This window comes from Vibrio sp. 10N.261.55.A7 (assembly GCF_002877365.1).
Classification (GTDB): domain Bacteria; phylum Pseudomonadota; class Gammaproteobacteria; order Enterobacterales; family Vibrionaceae; genus Vibrio.
Map to the genome: position 1 here is coordinate 41,163 of NZ_MCWZ01000235.1, position 17,419 is coordinate 58,581.

Below are 17,419 nucleotides of genomic sequence, written 5' to 3' on the forward strand. Positions count from 1 at the left end.
AAGTTATTCCTTCACTGCACTACTACCTGAGCTCAACTTACAGGCGAGAAAAGTCATTAAAGATTGCGATTGCCATTACTGACAATATTATTGCACCACCAATCCGGTATCCAGTTTCTTGTACCTTTTCAGGAACAGGACGTCGAATAACGGCTTCAACAGCGAAAAAGAGTAAATGACCGCCATCAAGCATTGGCAATGGCACTAAGTTAATAATGCCTAAATTGATACTGATTAATGCCAAAAAGCCTAAAAAGTAGACTAAGCCGTAATCGGCGGTTGTACCCGCCCCTTTTGCAATTGAAATGGGGCCGCTTAAATTGTTTAAGCCAACGTCTCCCACAACAAGCTTCTTCAGCATGGTTGCAGTCAAACTGATCACTTGCCCAGTTTTTTCTATCGACTTACCGATAGAATCAATTACACCATATTGCAGATCAAATCGATAGTTTTCAGGCCATTCTGAGACTTCTGGAGCGATTCCGGCAAAACCAATCGACTGACCCTGACTATCTTGACGTATACCAGGCGTGAGTGTTAACGATACTGAGCGCTCATTTCTCATCACTAGGAGTTCGATAGCGCTTTCTGGATTCGCTTGAATCACACGAACCAATTCCTGCCAGTTATCTAGAGTCACGCCATCAGCAGCGACCACTGTATCACCAACCAATAACCCAGCGCGCTCCCCTGCACCGCCTTCAGATACATTAACAAGAGTCATTAGAATATCTGGAGTATAAGGACTAAAACCCAATGTCTTCAGTGCAGACTGCGTTTCTGGATTAAAGTTCCATTCAGTTAAATCAAGTGTTTTAATTTCCGTCAATCCAATGCCATTTTCTGTAGAAACTGTGAGGGTAAGCTCTTCATCGCCAATATGTGAGATAATTCCCATATTGACGGATTCCCAATCCACTGTATTTACACCAGAAACAGCTTTAAGCTCCATACCTGGTTCTAAACCAGCATTCGCAGCAATAGAATACGGAGTCACCTCACCGACTACGGGTTTAACCGCTGGAATTCCGATAAGGAAAACAGCCCAATAGGCAAAAATAGCAAACAGAAAATTAAAGACAGGTCCCGCTGCGACAATTGCGGTTCTCTGTAGCAATGGTTTCTTATCAAAAGCGACGTCATATTGCTCTGGTGGCACATCATCTACTCGACTGTCAACCATCTTGACGTAACCACCAAGAGGGATCATCGATATACTGTACTCAGTGCCATCTTTGCCTTGTTTTTTCCACAACGCCTTACCGAAACCAATAGAGAATTTTTCTACTTTCACTCCGCAACGACGTGCGACCCAAAAGTGACCAAACTCATGAACGGCAACCAGAATACCCAGAGCGATTACAAATGAAGCGAAGTTCCATATTATTCCAGTCATACTTTTTGCTCTCGCAATATTTGATGAGTCATCTCACGCGCCATCTTATCGACCTCAAGTAAGCTTTCCAAGTCTAACGGTACACTATAAGAATCAGTTGCGCAGACTTTAGACATCACCCTTTCATTAATTCGAGCGATATCCGTAAACCCGAGCTTCTTCTGCAAGAATGCATCGACATTAATTTCATTGGCCGCATTCAGAGCAGTAGTGAGATGCTGTCCTTCAAAGCACGCATCAATAGCCAACTTTAAGCAAGGGTATCGAGAGTAGTCTGGCTCTAAGAAGGTCAGCTCTCCTAGCTGAGTAAAATCCAATGGCGACACGCCTGAATCTACTCTATCAGGATAAGCCATAGCCGATGCAATTGGCGTAGCCATATCCGGTTCACCCATTTGAGCAAGTACCGAACCATCACGATATTGCACCATTGAATGGATGACAGATTGTGGATGAATAATCACTTTTAGCTCAGGTTTCGTTGCATTAAACAACCATTTAGCTTCTATGTACTCCAAGCCTTTGTTCATCATCGTCGCAGAGTCAACTGAGATTTTTGGTCCCATAGACCAATTAGGATGCGCAATGGCTTGTTCTGGCGTTACAGAAGGCAATGACTTAACGTCAGTATATCGAAATGGTCCACCAGAACCGGTGAGCAAAATACTTTGTATGCCATGCTCACCAAGCTGGCAATGCCCCAAGTTAGTTTGAATTTCACTTGGCAAACATTGGAAAATAGCATTGTGTTCGCTATCGACAGGCAAGAGTTCAGCACCGTGCTCTTTTACCGCATCCACAAACAACTGTCCTGACATAACAAGTGCTTCTTTATTGGCTAGTAACACTCTTTTGCCTGCTTTAATTGCAGACATCGTCGGCAACAATCCTGCCGCACCTACAATCGCAGCCATAACAGTATCAACTTCTGAGAACTCAGAAACGTGACATATCGCTTCTTGTCCAGCCAAGACTTCAATACGAGGGTGGCTAGAGTTCAATCTCACTTTGAGTGCGTGCGCAGCATCCAGATCAGCCATCACTGCATACTTGGGTTGCCATTTATGGCACAGGTGCACCATCTTCTCGACGTTACGACTAGCAACAAGCGCTACGATTGAGAAATGTTCAGGGTTTTTCTCGACGACTTTTAATGTACTCGCGCCAATGGAACCTGTGGCACCTAAAATTGTTAGCTTACGCATAGCTCTAACCGTAGTGTTGATGATGAGTTTGAACACTCACTCATACTTAAAAATTGAATCTATGACAATACAAAGTATAGAAGTGCGAATACAGGAAATGCAGCGGTCAGGCTGTCAATTCGGTCAAGAATACCACCATGGCCGGGAATGATATTACTGCTGTCTTTAATACCCGAAACACGCTTAAACATACTCTCAACGAGGTCACCTAAAACAGAGATAATCACAGTGATGAGTGTAATGACTATCATCGCTGTAGCGCTAGAGAACTCTAACTCAAACCACCCTGCGGTAAACCAAGCAACAATAACAGCGGTGATTATGCCGCCAATAAGGCCTTCAATCGTTTTATTCGGGCTTACGGATGGCGCCATCTTACGTTTGCCGAAACTGCGTCCAGCAAAATAGGCACCACTATCAGCGGCCCATACGATGAGGCAAACGAACAATACCAACTTGGCACCATAGTAAGCGTCCGTTTCTATTCCCTGCGCTCTCAATAAGATAGCACTCCATAGAAACGGGAGAAGCGTGAGCAAACCAAATACGTGTCTAAGCAAATTAGACCCTTGCCAAGATTGGCTAGAGCGCGGGTAAGTAATGGCAAGTGCACTGGCATATAGCCACCATGCTCCACCAATACCCAAAATGAAATAATGAACAGGTTGAATCGTATTGAGACTAGTCGCGTCGGTCGAAATCAGTAAAAAACTGATGAGAGAAACTATGATTGAAGGGACAAGAGCACTCACTCTGGATTTGTGCTCAACAAACTGAGTCCATTCCCAGAAGCCTATTCCTGTAACAACCGCCAAAGCGAGAATAAATAGCGCTAACGGTAGCTCGAAAATCCCAAGAATGACCAGTGGAGCCAAAATGAGTGCGGTTATAATTCGTTGCTTCAAACTAATGAATCCTTTATTGATTTTCCATCAGTGCTTTAATTTGATTCCCCGTACAACCAAAACGTCGTTCACGGTTCACAAACCAAGTCACAGCTTCTATTAAGCTATCTTCACTAAACTCTGGCCAGTAGATAGGAGTAAAATAAAGCTCTGCATAGGCAATTTGCCAAAGCATAAAGTTACTAATTCGGCACTCTCCTCCAGTACGAATTAGAAGGTCAACGTCAGGAATATCTGACATCGATAAGTGGGAAGCAATGAGCTCATCATTCACATGCGCGGCTTCAAGCTTACCTTCTTCAACCTCTGTCGCTATTTTCTTTACCGCTTGAGTAAGGTCCCATTGCCCTCCATAGTTGGCAGCAATGTTCACGACCATCCCAGTATTGGCTGCGGTTTTCTTTTCAGCTTGGGCAATTTTTTTCTGTAAGCGCTCACTAAAACGTGTTTTATCACCAATGACTCTTAAGCGGAGGTTGTTCTTATGTAATTTATTTATTTCGGTAGAAAGTACCGTGATGAACAGTTCCATTAGCACGCCAACTTCTTCTTCTGGGCGGCGCCAGTTTTCACTGCTAAAAGCAAATAACGTTACAGCTTCAATACCAAGCTTAGCTGCGCTACTAATGGTTTTTCTTACCGCCGCAACACCATTCTTATGTCCAAAAACACGTGGTTTCCCCTGAGCTTCAGCCCAGCGTCCATTACCATCCATTATAACGGCAATATGTTTAGGTAGCGCTTCAAAAGATAACTGTGTATTTGACATAGAAGGTTGTTCGGTGGGTTTTAATTAGAAATTAAAAAAGCGCTATGCCATTTACATAGCGCTTCAAATAGAAAAGAGAAAAGTCTTAAACTTCCATTAACTCTTTTTCTTTTCCAGCGAGCGTTTCATCAACTTTCTTGATTGCAGCGTCAGTTAGCTTTTGAATCTCATCTTGCGCTTTGCGATCATCATCTTCAGAGATCTCTTTATCTTTAAGAAGCGCTTTTAGATCGCCATTTGCATCACGCCTAATATTACGGATTGCAACACGGCCGCCTTCAGCTTCGCCGCGTACGATTTTAACGAGGTCTTTACGACGCTCTTCTGTTAGCGGTGGAAGTGGTACACGAATAACCGTACCCGCAGACATTGGGTTCAACCCCAAATCAGAGGCAAGAATTGCTTTTTCGACTTTAGGAGCAAGCTCACGATCAAAAACAGTAATGGCTAATGTACGTGCATCTTCAGCAACAACGTTTGCTACTTGGTTCAATGGTGTTGGTGCACCATAGTACTCTACAGAGAGGCCAGCCAGTAAACTTGGGTGTGCACGGCCAGTACGGATTTTAGTAAGGTTATTCTTTAGCGCTTCTACGCTTTTTTCCATGCGCTCTTGCGCGTCTGTTTTAATCTCGTTGATCACAATTTCACCTTGATTTGTGTTCTTAGTCTAAGAAAGCTGATTGGGGCCTAAACTTTAGGTTAACCATCACCAACAGATAATCAATGATGGCTTAGACATTACTCAGAATCGCTGATCAATGTACCTTCAGTTTCACCCATAACCACGCGACGTAATGCGCCTGGCTTATTCATGTTAAATACTCGAATTGGCATTTTATGATCACGCGCTAGCGTAAATGCCGCCAAATCCATCACTTTAAGTTCTTTCTCAAGAATCGTGTTATATGAAAGAGTATCATATAATTCTGCATCTGGGTTAGCGACAGGGTCAGCAGTAAAGACACCGTCTACTTTTGTTGCTTTTAAAACAACATCCGCTTCGATTTCAATACCACGTAAACATGCTGCTGAGTCCGTTGTAAAGAATGGGTTACCTGTACCCGCAGAGAAGATTACAACACGACCATGACGAAGTTGGCTGATGGCATCTGCCCAGTTGTAGTCATCACACACGCCTTTTAGAGGAATGGCCGACATTACACGAGCATTAACGTACGCACGGTGTAGAGCATCACGCATTGCTAATCCGTTCATCACTGTTGCTAGCATCCCCATATGGTCACCAACAACACGGTTCATTCCAGCTTCCGCAAGGCCAGCTCCACGGAATAGGTTACCACCACCAATGACTACACCAACTTGAACACCAAGTTCAACCAGTTCTTTTATTTCTTGAGCCATGCGGTCTAAGATTGCTGGATCAATACCAAAACCTTCTTCGCCTTGTAGCGCTTCGCCACTCAGTTTTAACAGGATACGTTGATACGCTGGTTTAGGGTTCGTAGTCATGGAGTTTACCTTCCAAAAAAGTGATAGTGTTGATTAACAGTCATGAATAAACATTAGAAGCGTTTAGAAAACAATATTTATTGATCACTGTAAATCTTCATCTGCTTGTCGTAAAAAGACCGCAGCCTAGGCTACGGTCTAATAATTAAGCAAGCAAAAGGATTAACCTTTTTGAACCGCTGCTACTTCGTCAGCAAAGCTCATTTCTTCTGCTTTCTCGATACCTTCACCAACTTCTAGGCGTACGAAGTTAGATACTGTAGCGCCTTTCTCTTTCAGCATGTCACCAACAGTTTTCTTAGGTTCCATGATGAAAGCTTGACCTGTTAGAGAGATTTCGCCCGTGAATTTCTTCATACGGCCAACAACCATTTTCTCTGCGATCTCAGCAGGTTTGCCTTCGTTCATTGCGATTTCAACTTGAACTGCTTTTTCTTTCTCAACAACGTCAGCAGGTACGTCAGTTGGGTTCAAGTAGTCAGGCTTAGAAGCAGCAACGTGCATAGCAACGTGCTTAAGTGTTTCAGCTTCGCCTTCACCAGCAACAACAACACCGATTTTCTCACCGTGACGGTAAGAAGCTAGTGCAACACCTTCAACGTATTCTACGCGACGGATGCTGATGTTCTCGCCAATCTTAGTCACTAGAGCAATACGTGCTTCTTCAAACTTAGCTTGAAGTGCAGCGATATCTAGACGCTCAGCTAGTGCAGCTACAGCTACTTCTTCAGCAAACGCTAGGAAACCAGCATCTTTTGCTACGAAGTCTGTTTGACAGTTTACTTCAAGAAGAGCTGCAACACCGCCCTCTTCTTTGATGATGATTGCGCCTTCAGCTGCAACGTTACCAGCTTTTTTAGCTGCTTTCGCTGCGCCAGATTTACGCATATTTTCAATCGCTAGCTCAATGTCGCCTTCAGCAGCAACAAGTGCTTTTTTACATTCCATCATGCCCGCAGCTGTGCGTTCACGAAGTTCTTTTACTAGAGCAGCAGTAACAGTTGCCATTCTCTATTCCTCAGTTAATTCGAAATAAGGTAAAAATCAGGGGCCTATATTGGGCCCCTGATGCTAACTAATACTTAATCGATGCACGCTTTATAAGTGTACACCCATTTAGCATGGCTCAGAGCCGCTATTATTCAGCTTCTACGAAACCGTCTTTCTCACCAGCTAGAGCAGCAACATCTTTGTTACGACCTTCAACAACTGTTTGTGCAACAGCGTTTAGGTAAAGTTGTACTGCACGGATAGCATCATCGTTACCAGGGATAACGAAGTCAACACCGTCTGGGTTAGAGTTAGTATCAACAACAGCGTAAACTGGGATACCTAGGTTGTTAGCTTCTTTAACTGCAATGTGCTCGTGATCAGCATCGATTACGAATAGAGCGTCAGGTAGGCCGCCCATATCTTTGATACCACCAAGTGATTTCTCTAGCTTCTCCATTTCGCGAGTACGCATTAGAGCTTCTTTCTTAGTTAGTTTATCAAATGTACCGTCTTGAGCTTGAGCTTCTAGCTCTTTAAGACGTTTGATTGACTGACGAACAGTTTTGTAGTTTGTTAGCATACCGCCTAACCAGCGGTTGTTAACGTAAAACTGGTTGCTTGCAACAGCAGCTTCTTTAACAGCTTCAGACGCAGCGCGCTTAGTACCAACAAAAAGAACTTTACCTTTCTTCTCGCCAACTTTAGCTAGTTCAGCTAGAGCGTCGTTGAACATTGGTACAGTTTTTTCTAGGTTGATGATATGAACTTTGTTACGAGCACCAAAGATGAATGGCTTCATTTTTGGGTTCCAGTAACGAGTTTGGTGACCGAAGTGAACACCAGCTTTAAGCATATCGCGCATTGATACAGTTGCCATTTTAAAATCCTCTATGGGGTTAGGCCTCCACACTCCCCATGAATCCGACCCCTAACATCCATTTACCAAATGCAAATGGTTTTATTGTTGAGGCACCCCGGAACATGTGACGGAATGTGTGTGATTTAAATTAAAGTGTGTGGAATACAACAATCAACCTCGCAGACAACTTCTAGCAGGGCTAGAGAATCAGAGACAATTGACCGTTATTCCGGCGCGCTTTATACCATATTTTCGTCCCATATGGCTAGTAAAAAATCCAGTTCCCGCCACTTACTCGGCTTGATATATACTGATAGCAACTAACATAGAGTAAGAATCCACTACATGGAGACAAATACACATTCCAATCACTTCCTGATAGAATGCGAATCATTATTGTCGAGAGCTCCTATAAACTGGTCGAGAATTAGCGCAAATGTCTATAAAAATCAAAAACCAACAAGAAATTGAAAGAATGCGTATTGCTGGAAAACTGGCAGCCGAAATTCTAGAAATGATCGAACCTTACATTAAAGAGGGTGTGACAACTGATGAGTTAAACACCATCTGTCACGATTATGCGACAAATAAAGGCGCCTATTCAGCTCCTTTGGATTATCACGGATTCCCGAAATCTATTTGTACGTCTATCAATCATATTGTGTGTCACGGTATTCCAGCTTCACACGATGAAAAAGGCAGCAATGGCCAACTAAAACCTGCCGTTCTGAAAAATGGCGATATCCTAAATGTCGATATTACCGTCATCATTCCAGATGAAGAAGGGGCAGATTTAAGCACACGTCCGCAAGGCTATCATGGCGATACGTCTAAGATGTTCCTAGTTGGTGAGACCTCACCTGCAGACAAACGTTTATGCATGGTTGCACAAGAAGCTCTTTACATCGGCATGCGTAAAGTAAAGCCAGGCGCAACCGTTGGTGATATCGGTACCGCTATCGAAAAGTACATTAAAGAGAATAACAAAAAGAATCCACGAAATAAGTTCTCTATCGTGAGAGATTTCTGTGGTCACGGTATCGGCAATGAGTTTCACGAAGAACCTCAAGTGGTTCACTACAAGAATACAGACCGACGAGTATTAAAAGAAGGCATGTGCTTCACCATTGAACCAATGATCAATGCAGGCAAATTTGGCTGTACGGTCGACGTGGAAGATGATTGGACGGTTTACACGGGTGACAGCAAAAACTCGGCTCAATGGGAGCACACACTGCTCGTTACGGCTAATGGCTGCGAAGTATTGACCCTTCGAAATGAAGAGCAAATCCCTAGGCATTTGAAAAACGCCTAACCACTCAAACTACTTACTCTAAATATCCCTGCCTCTCAGGGATATTTTTTTATTCGCTTCTATCTGATAGATTAATAACCATGCCCATATTATAACTGCATGGATTGCGCTATATGCTGTATCAATCGCCACAAACCTTCTCCACAGAACAGCTTACGATCTCATCGCTCAAAGAGCAGCTTGAGCTATTTTCTGAATACCAAAAAGAAGAGTTCCTCACTCACCACCCCATTAATGATCTGGTCATCGGACGATCCGATTACATGGATCTGTTGCTGCATAGGCTTTGGATTGAGTATGGCTTTGATAGCTTGCCGAATATCAGCCTAGTTGCGGTCGGAGGGTATGGCCGTGGTGAACTGCATCCTTTGTCTGACATCGACATACTCATTGTTTCCAAAAAGACCCTACCTGAAGCTCTCGGTGTCAAGGTCAGCGCCTTCATCACTCTGTTATGGGATCTTAGACTCGAGGTCGGCCACGCAGTTCGAACCATTGATGAGTGTATCGCGATCGGGAAAGAGGATTTAACGGTTGCGACGAATCTACAAGAAGCACGATTGCTTTGTGGATGCGAAGATACGTTCTCCAAACTTTTCGGGCAAATAAACTCTTCCTCATTTTGGCCAAGCGACGACTTTTATAAGGCTAAGATTCGGGAACAAAAAGAGCGCCACGCTCGTTACCATGACACAGCATATAACCTAGAGCCTGATATTAAATCAACGCCTGGGGGCCTAAGAGATATCCATACGCTAAGCTGGGTTGCTAGGCGACATTTTGGCGCGACCTCTCTGCTAGAGATGAGTAAGTATGGGTTTCTTACTGACGCAGAATACCGAGAGCTTGTTGAATGTCAGGATTTCTTATGGCGAGTACGCTTCGGTTTGCATGTCGAACTCAAACGTTACGACAATCGACTCACCTTTGGGCATCAAGCGCAAGTCGCTGAAAGCCTCGGTTTCTGTGGTGAAGGCAACCGTGGTGTTGAAATGATGATGAAGGAGTTCTATCGAACGCTTCGACGTGTTTCAGAATTGAACAAAATGTTACTCAAGCTGTTTGATCAAGCCATATTAGACAATGGCATTGAGTACAAAGCGGAAATCTTAAGCGATGATTTCCAGCGTCGTGGAAGGCTTATAGAAGCAAGAAAGCCTGCTCTATTTCAAGCTAGGCCAGAGACCATTCTTGATATGTTCATTCATATTGCCAACGACTCAAGCATTGAAGGCGTTGCGCCAGCGACAATGAGACAGCTTCGCACGGCGCGAAGAAGATTAAATAAGTTTCTTCATGTCATCCCAGCCGCTCGCGAGAAATTCATGGATTTGGTTCGTCATCCCAACTCTTTGCATAAAGCCTTTAGCCTGATGCACAAATTAGGTGTGCTTGCTAGCTATCTCCCACAATGGAGTCAAATAGTGGGTCAAATGCAGTTTGACCTATTCCATGTGTATACCGTCGATGAACACAGCATTCGCCTGTTGAAGCATATCAACACATTTGGCCAAGACAGTAACCGAGATAAGCACCCTATTTGTTGCGAGGTTTATCCTCGAATTCATAAAAAAGAGCTCTTGATTTTAGCCGCGATATTCCATGACATTGGCAAAGGACGAAATGGTGATCACTCAGAAATTGGAGCCGTCGAAGCCTATGAATTTGGCATTGAACATGGGCTCTCAAAGCCAGAAGCTAAACTCATCTCATGGCTAGTCCAAAATCACCTACTCATGTCGGTAACCGCGCAGCGCCGTGATATCTATGACCCAGAAGTAATCACTGAATTTGCCAAACAAGTTCGCGATGAGGAACGACTTGAGTATCTCGTTTGTCTCACCGTGGCGGATATATGCGCAACCAATCCCGACCTTTGGAACAGTTGGAAGCGAACACTTCTTGCGGAATTGTTCTACTCAACGCAAAGAGCGCTAAGACGAGGTTTGGAAAACCCTGTCGATGTTCGTGATCGAATTAGGCACAACCAACAGCTATCTTCCGCCCTTTTGCGTAAAGAAGGGTTCACAGCGCGAGAAATTGAAGTCTTGTGGCAACGATTTAAGGCCGATTACTTTTTACGTCACACACACAAGCAGATAGCTTGGCATTGTACTCACCTACTTAACCAAACGGACGACTCCAAACCGCTTATTCTCATCAGCGAAAAGGCCACGCGTGGTGGTACAGAAGTTTTCGTCTACGCGAGAGATCAGAATGCACTCTTCGCAACGGTGGTAGCAGAACTGGATAGACGTAACCTCAACGTCCACGATGCACAAGTCATGACAAGTAAAGATGGCTTTGTACTCGATACCTTTATGGTGCTTGATCAACATGGTGAAGCTATCGATGTGACGCGTCACAAGGCCGTGGTTAAACACCTTGCCCACGTTATTGAAGATGGCCGACAAACCAAGATTAAGACGCGCCGAACGCCTCGAAACCTTCAGCACTTTACTGTTAAAACTAAGGTTGAGTTTCTACCGACAAAGAGCAATAAACGCACCTTGATGGAGTTTGTCGCCCTTGATACACCAGGGTTGCTGGCCAAAGTGGGCGCTACCTTCGCCGATCTTCAAATTAGCCTGCACGCAGCCAAAATCACCACTATTGGTGAGCGAGCAGAAGATTTGTTTATTTTGACGAATGGACAAGGGGGAAGGCTTGATGAAGAAACCCAAATTCAGTTGCGAGAAAGGCTAGTTGAAAATATCGCAGAAGCTTCACCGATGTAAGCGCGATCTTGTCCACAAGTTGCGCAGCTTGTTTTATTGTCGCCTATCTACCACGATTATAGGCTGCTACATTAGTTAAGGTTTAATCAATTTTACAACACTAACTAGAGGTAGCCTATGTTTCCAAACCTCACAGGCTTAGGTATTCAAGACCCTAAGCAAATTGAGCGTTACTCGTTACGACAAGAAGCGCACAAGGATGTGTTAAAGATCTATTTCCACAAGCAAAAAGGTGAATTGTTCGCCAAAAGTGTTAAGTTCAAATACCCGCGTCAGGTTAAGAATGTCTTGGTTGATAGCGGCAGTCACCAATATAAAGAAGTGACAGAGATAAACCGCAACCTGACATTGGTTATCGATGAGCTAAATAAGATTACCAAGCCAGAGAAACTGGCGGAAATTGACGTAAAATCCAAGATACTGATGGACTTACGCCACCTTGAAAAAGTCGTTTCCAGTAAAATTGCGGAAATTGAATCTGATTTAGAGAAACTAAATTAGTCATCGTAAATTAACGCATAAAACGAAAAAGGTTCCCACTGGGAACCTTTCTACTTTATGTATCAACGCACGACTGAGTAACGCTACCAGCCTGCAAAAGAGCCTACAAAGTAGAGCGATATTGCGGCCATAATACCTGCAACAATATCATCAATCATTATCCCTAACCCACCGTGTACACGCTTATCTAGCCAACCAATTGGCCATGGTTTCACCATATCGAAGAAGCGAAATAGAACAAAGCCAGCGACAATCCACTTCCAATCAAAGATCGCAACACCGAGTAATGGAACAACCAACATGGTAATCCAAAAGCCTACAAACTCATCCCATACAATGGATCCATGATCATGCACTTTCATGTCATCAGAGGTGATCTGACAAATTTTAATGCCAATGAATGATGAAACAATAATAACGACAATGAAAAGCCAAAACGGGAGTTGAACGAGCAACAAATAAAATGGTACTGAGGCCAAAGTACCCATAGTGCCAGGAATAATCGGCGAAAGGCCACTACCGAAACCGGTCGCTAATAAATGCCAAGGGTTTTTCAAAGAGATAAGGGATAAAGGGTTGCTCATTGTTTTACCTTAAAATGATCGTATCCATTTACGTTCCAGTCTAACACTATACCTTTGTTGCGGAGCTCAAACGTACCGCTTGGTCGTATTTGTCCAATACAGGTAATCTTGGTACCAGTGTGGCTCAGCGCACTCTCAATGGAGCCTTTGTTCTCTTCTGGTACGGTGAAGCACAATTCGTACTCTTCACCACTGGTTAGAGCGTACTGTTGTGCAGTCACTTCGTCTTGTGTAAAGCCAAGTAACTCACTTGAGATAGGCAGCAAGCTCACATCTAGAGATGCACCAACATTGGATTTCGTTAATATGTGCTGAAGATCTGAAATCAATCCGTCTGATATGTCGATAGCGGAAGAGGCCAAATTGAGTAAAGCTTGACCCACAAGTACACGTGGAGAAGAGAGGTAATGCCTCTTTTCTAGCTCTTCAGAATGCTCTTTATGTTTAACATTTGAATCCAGAATAACATCAAGGCCAGCTTTGCTATCACCAAGATCACCCGTGACATAAACCCAGTCGCCAATACTTGCACCACTGCGCCTTAGTGCTTTTTCTTCGGGAACAAACCCTTGAACAGTAAGAGTAATACTCAATGGGCCTTTCGTTGTGTCACCACCAATCAATTGTATGCCAAAGTAATCGGCCAACTCAAAAAAGGCCTTACAGAATGGAGCTAGCCAAGCTTCATCAGGGTCAGGCATAGTCAACGCTAAAGAAACCCAAGCCGGTGTTGCGCCCATTGCTGATAAATCACTGATATTAGACGCAAGTGCTTTATGAGCAACCCAAGCTGGATTTGCATCAGGCAAAAAATGCGTGCCTGCCACAAGCGTGTCGGTGCTAATGGCAATAGAAACATTGTCAGGGCTTTTGACTAATGCACAATCATCGCCAGCGGCCAATAGAACATCTTTTCTATTCGATTGACGCCCCACAAAGTACTTATCAATGAGATTAAATTCACCAGACATAAAAGTTTCTCAAAGGGTTGTGTTTAGAGAGCCGATTTTACAGACTCTAGATGAACAGGACATAAAAAAGGCCAGCAATTTAGCTGACCTCTATTCAAAGTAACTCGTTACTTCTTTTTGCGTACATGTGGCGCGGCTTTATCAAGCACACCGTTCACAAACTTGTGGCTTTCTTCAGCAGCGAACACTTTTGCAAGTTCAATCGCTTCATTGATCACGACTTTGTAAGGAACATCTTCACGGCGCGTCATCTCGTACATAGCAAGACGAAGCAGAGCTAGCTCCATTAAATCTAAGTCCTGCATTGGACGAGATACGAATGGGCGAAGCTTGCTATCTAATTCCATGTGGCTTAGCGCAACACCAGTCAATAGATCGCGGAAATATGCTACATCAGTTTCCGGCGCAACTAGGGCAGGCTCTGCTGCATGATGTTCTTCTTCATCATACTTGCCACCAGAAATAAATTGTTCTTCAACAACGGCGACATTTTCTTTACTAATTTGCCAAGAATAAATTGCTTGTAAAGCAAATTGACGTGCATTACGACGTGCGGCTGGTTTCACACTGGCCCCCATTAGGAATCGATTTCAGAAAGAACGTTGATCATCTCAAGTGCGCTTAGTGCAGCTTCTGCACCTTTGTTACCAGCCTTGGTTCCTGCGCGTTCAATAGCTTGATCGATCGTATCAACAGTAAGAACACCAAATGCAACAGGAAGAGAGTATTCCATAGACACTTGTGCCAAACCTTTATTACATTCACTACAAACATAGTCGAAATGAGGCGTACCGCCACGAATGACTGTGCCTAAAGATACAATCGCATCAAATTGACCTGTCTTCGCTACGCGCTGAGCAACCAATGGGAGTTCAACGGCACCAGGACAACGAACAACAGTAATGTTGTCTTCGCTAACTTGTCCATGACGCTTCAAAGTATCGATTGCACCAGAAAGCAGGCTTTCGTTAATAAAACTGTTGAAACGAGCAATAACGATAGCAATTTTTGCATTTGGCGCTGGGAAGCCACCCTCGATCACTTTCATAAGCCTTCCTTTAACTATGTTCATCAAGTGAGAATCGCCGGATTCTAGCATAAAACTGTGAGCAATATCTAATAGATATTAAAGTTTATCCCGACCTTCGACGTGTCTAATTTAAATGTTTGATAGTGATAAAATATCACTTCTATCGATAAAAAAGGAAGCAAACGCTTCCCTTTATAATTCAAAAATCCGGTAGAGTTAATCACCTACCTGTCTTTTTATTCACACACGTATTCAACCACATTTAGGCCAAAACCACCAAGAGCGTGGTAACGTTTTGAGCTAGAAGACAATAAACGCATTTCCGCCACGCCTAAATCAGCCAGGATTTGAGAGCCTACACCGACACGGCGAGAGGTACCTTGTTTTTTGGCCATCGTTGGTGCTTCGCCTTTGTCTTGCGCTTCAAAGGTTTTCACTTTATGAATAAGCGCATCAGAGCTTTCTTCATTGCCTAAGATGACGAGTACGCCACCTTCATCGCCAATGCGCTTCATCGCGCTATCTAAGGTCCAGCTTCGCTCTGTACCGCGGTCTGAATGCAATAGATCAGTAAAAGTATCGTGTAAATGGACACGAACCAAAGGTGCCTTTTCCGTAATGCTACCTTTGACCATCGCATAGTGAATCTGATTATCGATGGTGTCTCGGAAAGTGACCAGTTCAAAATCACCGAATTCCGTAGGAAGATGACATTGAGCAACACGTTCGATCGTTGTTTCAGTATTATTTCGATATTCAATCAAGTCAGCAATGGTGCCTAACTTGATATCGTGTTTTTCAGCAAATACTTCCAAATCAGGACGGCGAGCCATAGTGCCATCGTCATTAAGGATCTCAACGATAACCGACGCAGGCTCTAATCCAGCTAAACGCCCTAAATCACACCCAGCTTCAGTGTGACCAGCACGCGTAAGTACACCCCCTTCTTGCGCTGTAAGCGGGAAGATATGCCCAGGCTGAACAAGATCAGCAGCCTTTGCTTCTTTTGCCACAGCCGCTTGTACAGTTAGCGCTCGATCGGCAGCGGAAATACCCGTAGTGACACCTTCTGCCGCTTCAATAGAGACCGTAAAGTTTGTCGTGAACTGAGCGTTGTTATCTTGCACCATTGGCGGAAGGCCAAGTCTTTCACAGCGCTCTTTCGTCATAGTCAGACAGATAAGACCTCGACCATAAGTCGCCATAAAGTTAATCGCTTCAGGGGTAATATGCTCCGCTGCCATGATCAAATCGCCTTCATTTTCACGATCTTCGTCATCCATTAAAATGACCATTTTACCCAGGCGAATATCTTCAATAATCTCTTCTGGCTTGCTAATTGACATACTTAATTCCTATTTAAATTTTTTGGCCTATCGATGTAACAGCACTGTTCTTCAAATCTGCATCATGGTAGAAGTTACAGTCCTTTTAGAGGGACTATCGCTCTATGTTATTCACGCTTAAGCAAAACCGTTTTGCTGTAAAAACTCCATACTTAAGCGAGAGCTTGGTTCATTCTGTTCTTTTTGGCTTTGCAGTAACCTTTCCATATAGCGTGCAAGGACATCAACTTCTAAGTTCACTTTGCGGCCAACCTGGAAATCATTAATGGTCGTCTCTTCGCCGGTATGAGGAACGATGGTAAGTTTAAACGCATTCTTACGCAGGTCATTCACCGTCAGGCTAATACCATCCACTGTTATCGACCCTTTCTCCGCCACATACTTGGACAGCTCAGCAGGCATGGCGACCCAAAACTCTATGGCTCGGCCTACTTGGTGTCGTTCAACAATCTCACCCACGCCATCGACGTGGCCAGAAACTATGTGTCCGCCAAAGCGAGTGGTGGGTAACATCGCTTTTTCAAGGTTGACACGGTCACCGGCTTGGTAGTCAATGAAACCTGTCTTATTTAACGTTTCCACAGAAAGGTCGGCGGTATAACTGTTTGAGTTGAAAGCAACCACAGTCAAACAAACACCATTAGTGGCGATACTGTCACCAAGTTGAACGTCGGACATATCAAGTGTTCCAACGTTAACTGTAACGCTGATGTCTTCACCTTTTGGTGTTATGGCTGCTAACGTGCCAACCGTTTCTACTATTCCTGTAAACATGCTATTTATCTTTTTTAATTAATGTTGCAACGATTCGAATATCTGGACCTATTTGACGAAGATCTTGAATCTCTAATTCATGCGTTTCGGTCATTGATTCTAACCCTAAGGCACCAAAAAGTCCTCGCCCATCACTGCCCATAAGTTTAGGCGCCAAATACAAAATCAGCTCATCAACCAATTCATCTTGAATAAGCGAGCGCGCTAACGTAGCACCGGCTTCAACCCAGAGGTGGTTGATATTATGAGAGCCAACTAACTCTTGGAAGGTGCTGGCTAAATCAATTCGTTGTTGAATAACCTTTGGAGTAATTTCACCGCTTTGGCCAACCCGAATGATGTCACCAGAAGTATTAAAAATCTTAAGGTTTTTAGTCAGCTCAGCCTTACGGTCAAGGATGACACGAACTGGTTGCCGTACATCAGACTCGTTATAAGTACTCTGAATACTGCTTGGCAGGTCGCTCCAACGAACATTCAGCGAAGCATCATCGTCTATCACTGTTTTACTGGTCGATAATATGGCACATGAACGAGCGCGATATTCTTGAACATTCTGT

Annotated in this window: 18 protein-coding genes; 3 read left to right on the forward strand and 15 right to left on the reverse strand. The window is 43.8% G+C overall.

Translation table 11 applies throughout. The features are described from left to right. Window positions 1-37: 37 nt before the first annotated feature. The 8 genes from rseP to rpsB all read right to left on the reverse strand — a co-directional run bounded on the left by rseP (window position 38) and on the right by rpsB (window position 7,618). Window positions 38-1,396: a sigma E protease regulator RseP gene (gene rseP / locus BCU12_RS11155; protein WP_102404342.1), complete on the reverse strand. Its 1,359-nt coding sequence runs from the start codon at window positions 1,394-1,396 to the stop codon at window positions 38-40. After that, a complete protein-coding gene (gene ispC / locus BCU12_RS11160; RefSeq protein WP_102404343.1) occupies window positions 1,393-2,601 on the reverse strand; it encodes a 1-deoxy-D-xylulose-5-phosphate reductoisomerase in 1,209 nt (402 codons plus the stop codon). Before ispC ends, rseP begins: the two co-directional genes overlap by 4 nt. A 59-nt stretch (window positions 2,602-2,660) precedes the next feature. Then, window positions 2,661-3,506: a phosphatidate cytidylyltransferase gene (locus tag BCU12_RS11165; RefSeq protein WP_102404344.1), complete on the reverse strand. Its 846-nt coding sequence runs from the start codon at window positions 3,504-3,506 to the stop codon at window positions 2,661-2,663. A gap of 13 nt (window positions 3,507-3,519) precedes the next feature. Beyond that, on the reverse strand, window positions 3,520-4,275 hold the full coding sequence (locus tag BCU12_RS11170) for an isoprenyl transferase (protein ID WP_102404345.1): 756 nt from the start codon (window positions 4,273-4,275) through the stop codon (window positions 3,520-3,522). Window positions 4,276-4,360: 85 nt separating this feature from the next. Continuing rightward, window positions 4,361-4,918 (reverse strand): ribosome recycling factor, encoded by a 558-nt coding sequence (gene frr / locus BCU12_RS11175; RefSeq protein WP_102404346.1) that lies wholly within the window; start codon window positions 4,916-4,918, stop codon window positions 4,361-4,363. 98 nt (window positions 4,919-5,016) lie between these two features. Next, complete coding sequence (gene pyrH / locus BCU12_RS11180; RefSeq protein WP_102404347.1) at window positions 5,017-5,748, reverse strand: UMP kinase; 732 nt, start codon at window positions 5,746-5,748, stop codon at window positions 5,017-5,019. A 162-nt stretch (window positions 5,749-5,910) separates the two neighbouring features. Beyond that, entirely contained in the window at window positions 5,911-6,756 is an 846-nt protein-coding gene (tsf, locus tag BCU12_RS11185) for a translation elongation factor Ts (protein WP_102404348.1), read from the reverse strand. A gap of 130 nt (window positions 6,757-6,886) precedes the next feature. After that, window positions 6,887-7,618 (reverse strand): 30S ribosomal protein S2, encoded by a 732-nt coding sequence (gene rpsB, locus BCU12_RS11190; RefSeq protein ID WP_102404349.1) that lies wholly within the window; start codon window positions 7,616-7,618, stop codon window positions 6,887-6,889. Between the two features lie 418 nt (window positions 7,619-8,036). On the opposite strand from rpsB, the gene map reads away from it, so the two are divergent. From map to BCU12_RS11205, 3 genes are all read left to right on the forward strand, one after another. Continuing rightward, complete coding sequence (gene map / locus BCU12_RS11195) at window positions 8,037-8,915, forward strand: type I methionyl aminopeptidase (RefSeq protein WP_102404350.1); 879 nt, start codon at window positions 8,037-8,039, stop codon at window positions 8,913-8,915. Between the two features lie 113 nt (window positions 8,916-9,028). After that, on the forward strand, window positions 9,029-11,653 hold the full coding sequence (gene glnD / locus BCU12_RS11200; protein ID WP_102404351.1) for a bifunctional uridylyltransferase/uridylyl-removing protein GlnD: 2,625 nt from the start codon (window positions 9,029-9,031) through the stop codon (window positions 11,651-11,653). A 117-nt stretch (window positions 11,654-11,770) separates the two neighbouring features. Then, on the forward strand, window positions 11,771-12,154 hold the full coding sequence (locus BCU12_RS11205; RefSeq protein WP_102404352.1) for a DUF3461 family protein: 384 nt from the start codon (window positions 11,771-11,773) through the stop codon (window positions 12,152-12,154). Between the two features lie 83 nt (window positions 12,155-12,237). Here the strand turns inward: BCU12_RS11205 and pgpA are convergent, their stop codons facing one another. The 7 genes from pgpA to BCU12_RS11240 all read right to left on the reverse strand — a co-directional run. Next, a complete protein-coding gene (pgpA, locus tag BCU12_RS11210) occupies window positions 12,238-12,738 on the reverse strand; it encodes a phosphatidylglycerophosphatase A (RefSeq protein ID WP_102404353.1) in 501 nt (166 codons plus the stop codon). Beyond that, window positions 12,735-13,709 (reverse strand): thiamine-phosphate kinase, encoded by a 975-nt coding sequence (thiL, locus tag BCU12_RS11215; protein ID WP_102404354.1) that lies wholly within the window; start codon window positions 13,707-13,709, stop codon window positions 12,735-12,737. The genes pgpA and thiL overlap by 4 nt, the downstream gene beginning before the upstream one ends. A gap of 107 nt (window positions 13,710-13,816) precedes the next feature. Next, window positions 13,817-14,287 carry a transcription antitermination factor NusB gene (nusB, locus tag BCU12_RS11220; protein WP_102404355.1) on the reverse strand — a complete coding sequence of 157 codons (471 nt, stop codon included), beginning with the start codon at window positions 14,285-14,287 and terminating at the stop codon, window positions 13,817-13,819. Next, a complete protein-coding gene (gene ribE, locus BCU12_RS11225) occupies window positions 14,287-14,757 on the reverse strand; it encodes a 6,7-dimethyl-8-ribityllumazine synthase (protein ID WP_102404356.1) in 471 nt (156 codons plus the stop codon). Before ribE ends, nusB begins: the two co-directional genes overlap by 1 nt. 218 nt (window positions 14,758-14,975) lie before the next feature. Next, complete coding sequence (ribBA, locus tag BCU12_RS11230) at window positions 14,976-16,085, reverse strand: bifunctional 3,4-dihydroxy-2-butanone-4-phosphate synthase/GTP cyclohydrolase II (RefSeq protein ID WP_102404357.1); 1,110 nt, start codon at window positions 16,083-16,085, stop codon at window positions 14,976-14,978. Between the two features lie 117 nt (window positions 16,086-16,202). After that, window positions 16,203-16,859, reverse strand: a complete 657-nt coding sequence (locus BCU12_RS11235) for a riboflavin synthase (protein ID WP_102404358.1) — start codon at window positions 16,857-16,859, stop codon at window positions 16,203-16,205. A 1-nt stretch (window position 16,860) separates the two neighbouring features. Next, the coding region (locus BCU12_RS11240; protein ID WP_198599317.1) for a dihydrofolate reductase family protein at window positions 16,861-17,419 on the reverse strand (559 nt) is incomplete at its 5' end.

What these genes read in the sequence shown, in the direction of transcription:
- pgpA (WP_102404353.1), bottom strand. Translation starts at nt 12,738, where the DNA reads ATGAGCAACCCTTTATCCCTTATCTCTTTGAAAAACCCTTGGCATTTA.
- pyrH (WP_102404347.1), bottom strand. Translation starts at nt 5,748, where the DNA reads ATGACTACGAACCCTAAACCAGCGTATCAACGTATCCTGTTAAAACTG.
- ribBA (WP_102404357.1), bottom strand. Translation starts at nt 16,085, where the DNA reads ATGTCAATTAGCAAGCCAGAAGAGATTATTGAAGATATTCGCCTGGGT.
- thiL (WP_102404354.1), bottom strand. Translation starts at nt 13,709, where the DNA reads ATGTCTGGTGAATTTAATCTCATTGATAAGTACTTTGTGGGGCGTCAA.
- ispC (WP_102404343.1), bottom strand. Translation starts at nt 2,601, where the DNA reads ATGCGTAAGCTAACAATTTTAGGTGCCACAGGTTCCATTGGCGCGAGT.
- nusB (WP_102404355.1), bottom strand. Translation starts at nt 14,287, where the DNA reads ATGGGGGCCAGTGTGAAACCAGCCGCACGTCGTAATGCACGTCAATTT.
- BCU12_RS11170 (WP_102404345.1), bottom strand. Translation starts at nt 4,275, where the DNA reads ATGTCAAATACACAGTTATCTTTTGAAGCGCTACCTAAACATATTGCC.
- BCU12_RS11205 (WP_102404352.1), top strand. Translation starts at nt 11,771, where the DNA reads ATGTTTCCAAACCTCACAGGCTTAGGTATTCAAGACCCTAAGCAAATT.
- BCU12_RS11235 (WP_102404358.1), bottom strand. Translation starts at nt 16,859, where the DNA reads ATGTTTACAGGAATAGTAGAAACGGTTGGCACGTTAGCAGCCATAACA.
- ribE (WP_102404356.1), bottom strand. Translation starts at nt 14,757, where the DNA reads ATGAAAGTGATCGAGGGTGGCTTCCCAGCGCCAAATGCAAAAATTGCT.
- tsf (WP_102404348.1), bottom strand. Translation starts at nt 6,756, where the DNA reads ATGGCAACTGTTACTGCTGCTCTAGTAAAAGAACTTCGTGAACGCACA.
- map (WP_102404350.1), top strand. Translation starts at nt 8,037, where the DNA reads ATGTCTATAAAAATCAAAAACCAACAAGAAATTGAAAGAATGCGTATT.
- glnD (WP_102404351.1), top strand. Translation starts at nt 9,029, where the DNA reads ATGCTGTATCAATCGCCACAAACCTTCTCCACAGAACAGCTTACGATC.
- rpsB (WP_102404349.1), bottom strand. Translation starts at nt 7,618, where the DNA reads ATGGCAACTGTATCAATGCGCGATATGCTTAAAGCTGGTGTTCACTTC.
- rseP (WP_102404342.1), bottom strand. Translation starts at nt 1,396, where the DNA reads ATGACTGGAATAATATGGAACTTCGCTTCATTTGTAATCGCTCTGGGT.